We start from the raw sequence: 5,649 nt of genomic DNA on the forward strand, positions 1-5,649 counted from the left end.
AAATCAATCTCGTATTTTTCAAAAATAGGAGTATCGAGGGATTTCGTTACGATTGGCAACACTGCTGTATCTTTTTGGAATTGCTCAATCGCTTTTTGTGTTGCTTCTACAAAAAAGGTACTAGGAATTTGATTCTCTGCTCTGCGCTCATCCGGATACAAGCATCCAGATAAAAGGGAAGACAGAATCGTCAAACTGATCAGAAGCTTGAACGATTTTCGCCACGATTGCCACATCTTATGTACACACCTCTTACATTCCATCTTCATTTTCTTTGCGTTGTCGCTCGAGTGCAGCCGCTACTACTGATTTCAGCTTGCTTTCTGGAATCCTGACCGTACAATCCTTTTCCGTCGTTTTTGCCTGACAGGCCAAACGAATCCCATTCGCGAGATCCTTTTCAGGCAGCTTGCGCTTTTCCAGAGCTGTTGGCGGGCACAGCAGGCCATTTTCAACGACCACGCGGCACATCAGACAAGATGCGTGTCCACCGCATCTCTGCGGGATTACAACGCGAGCTGACGAAGCAACGCCGACCAAGGTTTGCCCAGTCCGCGCCTTCACACTCTTCTTGCTCGGGAGAAAGGTTACTTTCCCCATTCCGTCACTTCCTTTACTAATACGGCCGATGAGCTACCTTGATTGTTCCTGATGAAACAATCTTCGTCTGGCAGCCTAATCTGTAGCCTTCTGCGCGTTCAGCCTTACGCAATCGTAGTTTTTCTTCTGGTGTCACTTCGTTTAAGTGCTCTGCCCCTTCCAAAACATGTGTACGGCATTGTGCACATACCCCTCTTTGGCACGCATGCCCCCACACGATGTTGTTCTTTTTGGCAAGAGCAACAATCGATTGATTCAACTCGATCGAGACTTCATGACTGCCAGCACGAGTTAGTAGTGTGATCGCCGACATTGATAATCCTCCCTAGACAAAAATCACAATCAAAATCATGACAAGCACGACGAGTAATAGTAAGAATGCGAAGGCCTTCACAAGGAACCGCAAAAACCCATTGCTTATTTTTCTGGCAAAGATCATAACTAAATTGCAGACGAACATGAGCCCAATGGCGATTAAGGAGATGTTCATCTTTGTCATAGGATCAATATACATCGGGACTGCAGCATCCTTTGCATTTTTTGCTTTATTATACCATACTTCCCCCTCTTCGTCTGACGCTTGCGAACCTAATACTAGACATTCGCATAGACTATCGTGATGAATTCGCCCATTGGAGGGATGAAACGTTGAGTAATAAAGTAAATAATCGAAAATGGCGGAATCCATACGCGCCTATACCCAGCAAAAAATTAAGCGACCAAGTCGAAAATGTCTCCCTTTCCATTTCACCGAAAAAAATCCTGCCCGCGGTTGATTTGCGCACCTCTGTTACGAAAATGCGCCATAACATTAAAGGGATCGGCAGCACGATTCGGCAGGTAGAAGACACAATGGATTCATTGTACGGGGCGATGGAGATGATTGAGAACCTCGGAAAACGCACGCCTGAGCCTGAGGTCGTTGCCGAAAAGCCTGCTGGCAAACGTAAAGCCGCTCCAGAGCCACAAAAGGCTGCAGACACAACAACACAGCCGGAATCAGGCTTAGGCAACCTCTTGGCCAATATAGATATCGGGCAATTACTGGGTCTCCTGCAATCCCCTTTAGTCCAGAACCTGATTACACAGGTAAGCAGCAACTCCAAAGAACGAAAAAAAGAGGGATAAAATCCCTCTTTTTTTCTTGCAATCTGTAGGTCAGCCATGTCCCTGTAGAGCCATGATTGTTCCTAGTCTTACTGTATGACGGTTTTGGTTGCAGGTAACGGGCATAATCGCCCATTTCTCTTATTTGAGCAGCTTGGTCAAGGTGGACATGTCATTTAGATTAATTTCCTGATTGCGAAACATTTCAATGACCCTATCTTCCTTTTCAGGAGTTAATTGCTTGCCGCTAAGGGTAGCGAGCGTGCGAATGATTTGACGCAGCTTGGTCTCGTCTTCAAAATCACTGCGCTTGACCTGACCGGCTAGTGAGCGAAGCTTTTCTTCATCGACATTTTCCGTTGCTTTTCCTTGCAAGCGCTCAAAAAGTCGTTTCGACATATTATTCACGTGAAATCTCCTCCTGCACATGGGCTTTCACCCTATCGTATGTGCAGAAGCCTAAATCGGTGATACTTCACTCATGACTTATTCCGCATCGGGATTCAGGTACGCCATTTCAAAGGTTTTTCCGCGTCCCATCAGTTCTTCCACGCCTTGACGAGCTTCTTTTCCTTCAAACAGCATCCCATACAGAACAGAGGTGATTGGCATTTCAACCTGCTCGCGTTGCGATAAGGAAAAGGCTGCATTTGTCGTACGAACGCCTTCGACGACCATGCCCATCTGTGCCAGTACGTCATCGAGTTTTTTTCCTTGTCCGAGCATATAGCCTGCACGCCAGTTTCTGCTGTGTTTACTCGTACATGTGGCAATCAAATCACCAACACCAGCCAGGCCAGAAAACGTAAGTGGCTTAGCACCGAGCTTGATGCCCAGTCGACTAATTTCCGCCAAACCACGGGTCAACAGGGCTGCCTTAGCGTTGTCCCCATACCCTAAACCATCAGACATCCCTGCACCAAGTGCAATGATGTTCTTCAACGCTCCGGCGATCTCAGCGCCAATCAGGTCCGGGTTGGTATACACTCGAAAATTTGTATTCATCAGCAAATCTTGAGAGCGCAGCATGCTTTCTTCCGATTCAGACGCCATCACCACTGTCGTTGGTTGCCGTTTGACTACTTCCTCGGCATGGCTCGGTCCTGACAACACAGCCAATCTGGACGCAATCTCTTTCGGCACCTCTTCCGCAATGACTTCTGACATCCGCTTCAGGCTTTCCAATTCAAAGCCTTTTGTCGCATGAATTAACAGTACATCCGGTTCCAGGTGCGGAGCCACTTGCCGACAAATTTGACGCATGGCATGGGAAGGAACAACGAGAAGGACAATGCGCTTGCCAACGACAGCTTCTTGAATATTGGTGGTGGCAACAATGTTGGTCGAAAGCGTTTCTCCCGGCAGGTACTTCTCATTCACATGCTTGCTGTTTATTTCGTCTGCCAACTTGGTATCCCGTACCCAAAGCGTAACCTGATGACCGTTGTCCGCCAAGACTGTAGCAAGTGCCGTTCCCCAGCTTCCGGCCCCAATCACCGTAACATTTTGAATCAATACGTCCCCCTCCACTTTTCTCATGTCCGTTCGTACATTATCCCAGCTTCCGGTTGGACTTGTCTCCTAGTTTCCGTTCGTTACCTGCAAGAAGATTGCGGATATTATTATAATGACGAATGTAAGCAAAGATTGCGATCGCCAAGCTCGCCCAGATAAAGGAAGTAGGTTTGTCCAACAAGTAAAGAGTAAATGGAATGACCGTTACGATAACCAATGATCCTAATGAAACAAAGCGAGTAATCGCAATGACTATGACTGCCAACACGGCAGCGATCAAAAATGCCAAGGGAGAAAACCCTAACACGACGCCTAGCGTGGTCGCAATGCCTTTCCCTCCGCGGAATCCAAAAAAGATCGGCCAATTGTGACCCGCGATAACAAACAGGCCTGCCACTGCGTACGCTGCCGGGTCCCCTGTCATCAGGTGAGTCAGTCCCATCGCAGCTATTCCTTTTAGTGCATCAAGAAGGAGAACGGCAATGCCGGGGCCTTTTCCTAACACCCTGAGGGTATTGGTTGCACCGGCATTTCCGCTGCCATGAGAACGAATGTCAATTCCTGCGACTTTTTTGGCGATAAGATAGCTAAAGCTAATAGAACCGATTAAATAGCTAAGCACCCAGGATAATAACACCATGGCCTTTTTCTCTCCCTACGTTTTTTTCCGTGTCCAGATTCTAACTGGTGTGCCTTCAAACACAAATGCTTCACGGATTTTGTTCTCTATGTAACGTTCATAGGAGAAGTGCATAAGTTCCGGATCGTTCACAAACAGAATGAACGTCGGTGGTTTCACTGTTGCTTGTGTCGCATAGTTGATCTTTAAGCGTTTACCACGATCAGATGGCGGAGGTGTACGGATCGTCGCATCTGTTACCAAATCATTGAGAACCGCGGTAGGAATCCGCATCGCATGTGCTTGAGCTACTTCATTGACCTTCGGTAGAATCGTATGGACACGTTGCTTCGATTTTGCAGACACATACATAATCGGAGCGTAATCCAGGTATTTAAATTCTTCGCGGATCAATTCTGTGAAGCGTTGCATCGTTTTGTCGTCTTTTTCAATAGCATCCCATTTGTTCACGATAATAATGACACCACGGCCAGCCTCATGTGCATAACCCGCGATCTTCTTGTCCTGCTCGATAATGCCCTCTTCCCCGTTAATGACAACAAGAACGACATCGGAATCCTCAATGGAACGCATCGCACGCATCACACTGTATTTTTCCGTTGTTTCATACACTTTTCCACGCTTGCGCATACCTGCCGTATCTACGAGAATGTAGCTTTGGCCATCACGCTCAAATGGCGTGTCGATTGCATCACGGGTCGTTCCGGCAACATCACTGACAATGACTCGCTCTTCACCGAGAATCGCATTCGTCAAAGAAGACTTCCCGACGTTTGGACGACCGATGATGGATACACGAATAACATCGTCTCTTTTCTCTTCGTCATCCTCTGCTGGGAAATGCTGAACCACTTCTTCCAGCATATCGCCTAAGCCAAGACCATGGCTACCTGAGACAGGGAATGGCTCGCCCAGACCCAAGGAATAAAAATCGTAAATATCCGCACGCATTTCCGGATTATCCGCTTTGTTCACCGCGAGAACGACAGGTTTTCCTGTCCGATTCAGCATCCGTGACAGTTCAACGTCCGCATCTGTCACTCCTGTACGGCTATCTGCAATCATAATGATGACATCTGCTTCGTCAATCGCAAGCTCTGCCTGGTAACGCATCTGTGTAAGAATCTCGTCGGTCTCGCCAAACTCAATTCCACCGGTATCAATCACATGGAATGTATGCGTTAACCATTCACCTTTCCCGTACAGGCGGTCACGGGTTACTCCCGGCATATCCTCCACGATCGCGATTCGTTCGCCAATCAATCTGTTAAAAATCGTGGACTTCCCCACGTTGGGTCTCCCCACAATGGCTACCACTGGTAATCCCATAATCAACAACACTCTCTCTCATTTTACGTTTTGACTAGCTAATCATACCATACACTACTTATGCCGAACAATGATAAGGGTATCGGCGCTCACTTCATGCACCATTCCATCTAGTATCTTTTCCAGCGTGAAGGCTGTTTGCTGCATACCCTCCGTAGTAGACTCGATAAAAATCGGCACACCACCTGCTATCCTGTCTTTGTTCGTCGTAATCACCGCCAAGATTACTCCTGTCATGGCCTACAGCTCCTTTTTCACGATTCTAGTCTTCGTTGGCATTCGGAAGACGCTCTCGAGAATCGGGACTGCACGAATAACGGACATTGCACGTTCCACATCTTTTTCTTGCGGCAATAAAAATACACCCAGTCTTCCTGACTGTATATCACGTTTTACCAATGGAGTTAGCGATGGCTCTCCCGTATCAGTATATACGCCGAGTTGCGTCGCGACATCGT

Annotated in this window: 10 protein-coding genes and 1 pseudogene; 1 reads left to right on the forward strand and 10 read right to left on the reverse strand. The window is 47.4% G+C overall.

The window, feature by feature from the left end; translation table 11 throughout:
* The 4 genes and pseudogenes from C7R94_RS27845 to C7R94_RS31075 form a co-directional block, all read right to left on the reverse strand.
* A pseudogene (locus C7R94_RS27845) lies at positions 1 to 236 on the reverse strand (hypothetical protein); the annotation flags it as partial.
* 16 nt (positions 237 to 252) lie between these two features.
* A complete protein-coding gene (locus C7R94_RS27850; RefSeq protein WP_012686141.1) occupies positions 253 to 600 on the reverse strand; it encodes a 2Fe-2S iron-sulfur cluster-binding protein in 348 nt (115 codons plus the stop codon).
* Between the two features lie 16 nt (positions 601 to 616).
* Positions 617 to 913: a 2Fe-2S iron-sulfur cluster-binding protein gene (locus C7R94_RS27855; protein WP_047068972.1), complete on the reverse strand. Its 297-nt coding sequence runs from the start codon at positions 911 to 913 to the stop codon at positions 617 to 619.
* 12 nt (positions 914 to 925) lie between these two features.
* Complete coding sequence (locus C7R94_RS31075) at positions 926 to 1,288, reverse strand: DUF2768 domain-containing protein (RefSeq protein ID WP_369835031.1); 363 nt, start codon at positions 1,286 to 1,288, stop codon at positions 926 to 928.
* Between C7R94_RS31075 and C7R94_RS27865 the strand changes: the two genes are divergently transcribed.
* Positions 1,249 to 1,728, forward strand: a complete 480-nt coding sequence (locus C7R94_RS27865; RefSeq protein WP_106785822.1) for a hypothetical protein — start codon at positions 1,249 to 1,251, stop codon at positions 1,726 to 1,728. The two genes, C7R94_RS31075 and C7R94_RS27865, sit on opposite strands and share 40 nt — an antisense overlap.
* A gap of 120 nt (positions 1,729 to 1,848) precedes the next feature.
* Here the strand turns inward: C7R94_RS27865 and C7R94_RS27870 are convergent, their stop codons facing one another.
* The 6 genes from C7R94_RS27870 to C7R94_RS27895 form a co-directional block, all read right to left on the reverse strand.
* Positions 1,849 to 2,106: a stage VI sporulation protein F gene (locus C7R94_RS27870; protein ID WP_233220692.1), complete on the reverse strand. Its 258-nt coding sequence runs from the start codon at positions 2,104 to 2,106 to the stop codon at positions 1,849 to 1,851.
* An 87-nt stretch (positions 2,107 to 2,193) separates the two neighbouring features.
* Positions 2,194 to 3,246, reverse strand: coding sequence for an NAD(P)H-dependent glycerol-3-phosphate dehydrogenase (locus tag C7R94_RS27875; protein WP_106785823.1), 1,053 nt, complete (start codon positions 3,244 to 3,246; stop codon positions 2,194 to 2,196).
* Between the two features lie 13 nt (positions 3,247 to 3,259).
* Positions 3,260 to 3,862 carry a glycerol-3-phosphate 1-O-acyltransferase PlsY gene (gene plsY, locus C7R94_RS27880; RefSeq protein WP_106785824.1) on the reverse strand — a complete coding sequence of 201 codons (603 nt, stop codon included), beginning with the start codon at positions 3,860 to 3,862 and terminating at the stop codon, positions 3,260 to 3,262.
* Between the two features lie 15 nt (positions 3,863 to 3,877).
* Positions 3,878 to 5,191, reverse strand: a complete 1,314-nt coding sequence (gene der / locus C7R94_RS27885) for a ribosome biogenesis GTPase Der (protein ID WP_106785826.1) — start codon at positions 5,189 to 5,191, stop codon at positions 3,878 to 3,880.
* Positions 5,192 to 5,245: 54 nt separating this feature from the next.
* Entirely contained in the window at positions 5,246 to 5,428 is a 183-nt protein-coding gene (locus C7R94_RS27890) for a capping complex subunit for YIEGIA (protein WP_106785825.1), read from the reverse strand.
* 3 nt (positions 5,429 to 5,431) lie between these two features.
* Positions 5,432 to 5,649 (reverse strand): YIEGIA domain-containing protein (locus C7R94_RS27895; protein ID WP_199197973.1); only part of this gene is annotated, 218 nt, incomplete at its 5' end.

The organism is Brevibacillus sp. NRRL NRS-603 (assembly GCF_003013445.1).
Taxonomy (GTDB): domain Bacteria; phylum Bacillota; class Bacilli; order Brevibacillales; family Brevibacillaceae; genus Brevibacillus; species Brevibacillus formosus.